The following is a 4,017-nucleotide window of genomic DNA, read 5'->3' on the forward strand; positions in this document are numbered from 1 at the left end:
GTTCACGTTTGGAGTCGCCGCACCGGATTCAGTAGGATGACGGCCCCTTACATCAAGGAGAACCAGCAGTGACGGTCCCGATGGTCCTTGCCGTGTTTCTGCTCGGTGCGTCTTCGTTGACGGGCCGTGTCGTGGACGCGGGCGGTCAGCCCGTGAACGGCGCACGCGTGTTCCTCGAGCCGGGACTCGAAGGCGCTATCGTGGAAGCGCCCATTGCCGCGGACGGCGCGTTCCGGTTCGAGAACGTGGCGCCCGGTCCCGTGGGCGTATTTGCGGCCGCGCCGGGTTTTGGTTATGCCGGGAAGCACCTCAATCTCGGCCTCGACGAGGCCGTGCCGCCGCTCGTGCTGCGCATGCCGCTGGCGGACCGCGTGGCCGGACGCGTCCTGACGGAGAAGCGCAAACCCATCGAGGGCGCCCGTATCACGCGGATTGCGCTCCTGGACGCGGACAAGGTCGGCATCCCTATCACGAAACTCAAGGCGTTTGGCTTCGAGGAGCCCCGCACGGACGGCGAGGGACGTTTCGTCTTGGGTCAATTGCCCGCTGGGGGGATCATCGCGCTGAAGGTGGGGCACGCCGACTATGCGCAGGAAGGCGTCGCTGACATCGCTGTCGGTGACGAAGACGTGCGCGTCACGCTCGTCCCCGGCGTCATCACCGAGGGCCTCGTGCTGGAGCGGCGCCAGGAAATGGCCGTGGCCAACGTGGATGTGTGGTTCCAGAACGCCGGCCCGCCGCATGACACCGCCTTGACGCGCTCCGATGGGCGCGGCCATTTCCAGGTGCGGCTGAAGCCCGGCTCCTACCTCGGGCACGCCGCCGGAAACGGTTACCGCAGCGCTGGCTGGATGCGTTTCGAGGTCAGCCCGGATGCCCCGCAGCAGATGGTGCGCCTGTTGGTGGCGCGAACAGGCCGCGTGCGCGGGACCATTAAGGACGCCATAACCGGCGCGCCGGTGCCGGGCGCACGGGTGTTGCTGGAAACGAACGGGAACATGGCCGGCCTTGCGCGCACGGGCGCAACGGGCGAGTTTGTCTTCGAGACGGCCGAAGGCTTGAACCTGGTGCGCATCGAGGCGGCGCCCGGCTATTTCCCGCCCGAGATCAACTCGGTGACGGCAACGGTCCTGGAAGGCCAGGACCTGGAACTGCCGGGGTTCTGGCTCGCGCCCTTGCCCGAGTTTGACGTATTGGTCCTGGACGCCGACCTGAACCCCGCGCCGGGTGTCATCGTGTCGGTGTTGCGACCGTACCAGTTCGGCTGGCGCGTCACGGACGCGCAGGGCCGGGTGCGCATCAAGGCCACCGTGCTGCCGCCGGACGGCCGCCTCATCGCCATGGCCGAACACCCATCCGCGCCGCTGGGCGCGCTGTTTGCCCTCACGCGCAAGGACACCCAGCTCGCGCGTGTGCAACTGCTGCCGCTTGGGCGCGTATCGGGGCAGGTCGTGACCGCCGAACAGAAACCGCTTGCGGGCGCGGTCGTGGGCGGCTTCCTCCCGGGTGAAAAGGCCGAGGAGGAAATGCTGCTGTGGCGCTGTCTCTCGCGCGAGGACGGCCGTTTCGACTGGGACGCCGTGACGCCTGGCGTGCCGCAGCGTTGCCTGATCCGCGCCGGCGAGACGGCGTCCGCGCAATCGGTCACGTTCAATATATTGCCGGCCGGGCAGCAGGACCTCGGCATGATCGCCGTCGCGGGCGGCGAGGCCGGCGCGTCCTGGTTGAATCAGACGGTAGAGTGGCGCGACGCCATGCGGTTGTGCGGTCCGGCGCCGGGCGAATACGCGGGCGACAGGCGCATGGTGTTGCTGTATTGCACCGCCGCGGAATCCGAGATGGTGTTCGCGGGCCTGCGCGACGTCGAGCGTATCCTCGCCGAAAACGGGCTGGGCTGCGCCGTTCTGCTGGACCGGCCGCTGCTCTGCGAAAGCGCGCCGTGCCCCGTGCTACAGGGAAAACCGCCCGCGTCGGCCGCTACATACGTGCTGGATACGGAAGGCCGCGTGGTATTTGAAAGTTTCGGCCTGCCGCCGTTGCGCGCGATGAAAGGGCCATAAGTGACGCCCCGGAATGTGACCTCGTGGACCTGTTGTCTCATGGCGGCGCTGTCCGGCGCATCCGCAACGGCGCTGGAAATGCGGGGTCGCGTCTTGGACCCCGAACAGAAGCCTGTCGCTGACGCGGCGGTCTGGCTGGTGCAGGACCGCGTCGTAACGACCGCGAAATCGGCCACGGACGGCGCGTTCCGGTTTGACGACGTGGCCGTTGGCCCCGTGGAAGTCGTGGCGCGCAAGGAAGGACTGGCGTTTGGCGGATACACGGGTTTCGTCGTGGGCGACGGCGATATCATCATTCAACTGGCGCGGCCCGCGGAGTTGCCGCTGCGTATTCTGGGGGCCGACTATGCGCCGCTGGCCGGCGCGCGCATCCGGCGCATGATGATCAACAACGCTTTCCATGTAGCGGTGGAAGACCTCGTGGACACGGGCTTTCCCCTGCTGCGCAGCGATGACGCGGGCCTGCTGCGGATTACGGATCTGCCCGAGGGCGCGTTCCTGCGCTTCACGGTCACGCACTCGGACTACGCCGACGCCAACGTGCCGTATCTTCCCGTGTTGAAGACGCGCCAGGACATCGTGATGACGCCGGGCATCCCCGTTCACGGACGCATAACGGCGGAAGACAAAGGGGTTGCGCGGGCGCGCGTCGCTGTCTTTGCGCAAACGGACAAGGGGGACGTCGGCATCACGGAAGTGCTTACGGACCCGGACGGGTTCTTTCGCGTGCGCGTGCCGGAAGGCGAATACCGGGTCGCCGCGCGTCATCCGGACTACGCAACCCCGCCGCCGCTGCGGTTGTTGCTGGCGGACCCGGAAAAGGACTATACCGCCGACTTGACGCTGTTGCCCCCGCGCATCATCGCGGGCCGCGTCGTGCGCGAGGAGGACGCGGCAATGCCGGGCGTGCGCGTCGCGTATCGCGTCGACAACATTGTGTATGAAGAAACCCTCACGCAGCCGGACGGGGCGTTTCAACTCAAGGTCGGCACGCAGAAGGGTGTTGTTCAGGTGCTGGCGCCCCCCGGGTTCATGACCGAACAGCTTTCCACGATCTCCTTCGACCTTCAAGACAAGAAATACGTCAGTATTTCACCAATTCGTCTGATGCAGTTGCCCGAAGTGCGCGGGCGCGTGCGCGATGCCGACGGCGCGCCCGCCGCGCGCGCGCTGCTGTCCAGCCGCAATCTCGTGCCGCCATACTGGACCATCGCCGACGATGAAGGGCGTTTCACGATTCGCCTCGGCGCGATGCCGGGCGAAGGCGACATCGCGTTCAGCGCAGAGCATCGGTTGCGTTTCCAGCGCGCTCTATTCACGTTCGATCCGCGCAATAAGGAAGAACTCGAGGTCGTGCTGGCCCCCTTCGACCCGGACACGGCTGAGCGGCCCACGGAACCGCCACACAACAACCTCAGTTATCTGGCCGGCAAGAAAGCGCCGGAGTTCCAATGCGACGCCTGGTTTAACAGCGGGCCGCTCTGCCTGGCTGACCTCGCGGACAAGGTCGTTGTGCTCACTTTCTGGGGCAGTTTCGACGACAGCCCCCTTGCCATGAACCGCTTGACCGAATTGTGCGTGCTGTTCGACCTGCTGCGTGATGTCGACGATGTCGCGTTCGTCGCCATACACGACGCGAGCACGGAACCGAATCTTGTCGGACAATACGTCGAGCGGCTGCGCTTGCCGTTTCCGGTCGGATGCGACGCGGACCCCTTCGTCAGTTTCGTCAATTACGGCGTCAACTTCATCCCCCAGACCGTGCTCATCGACAAAGAGGGTATCCTGCGCTATCACCAGGTTGAAGGACGCCTTCTCGAACTCATCAAGGATCTGCGCCGCCGCGGCTAGGCGGGATACCTGTCGTGGCATGGGCCTCTTGCCCACGGGGTTGCCCGGTCGGGCCGCCCGTGTCACGTGACACGGGCATCTTGCCCATGCTCTTGACTCACTCTGA

2 protein-coding genes are annotated in these 4,017 nt (G+C 66.0%); both read left to right on the forward strand.

Annotation, left to right across the window (positions count from 1 at the left end):
• Positions 1 to 68 precede the first annotated feature (68 nt).
• A complete protein-coding gene (locus KA184_23455; GenBank protein ID MBP8132547.1) occupies positions 69 to 2,060 on the forward strand; it encodes a carboxypeptidase regulatory-like domain-containing protein in 1,992 nt (663 codons plus the stop codon).
• Positions 2,061 to 3,911 (forward strand): carboxypeptidase regulatory-like domain-containing protein, encoded by a 1,851-nt coding sequence (locus KA184_23460; GenBank protein ID MBP8132548.1) that lies wholly within the window; start codon positions 2,061 to 2,063, stop codon positions 3,909 to 3,911.
• The last annotated feature ends 106 nt before the right edge of the window (positions 3,912 to 4,017 follow it).

Source organism: Candidatus Hydrogenedentota bacterium (assembly GCA_018005585.1).
Taxonomy (GTDB): domain Bacteria; phylum Hydrogenedentota; class Hydrogenedentia; order Hydrogenedentales; family JAGMZX01; genus JAGMZX01.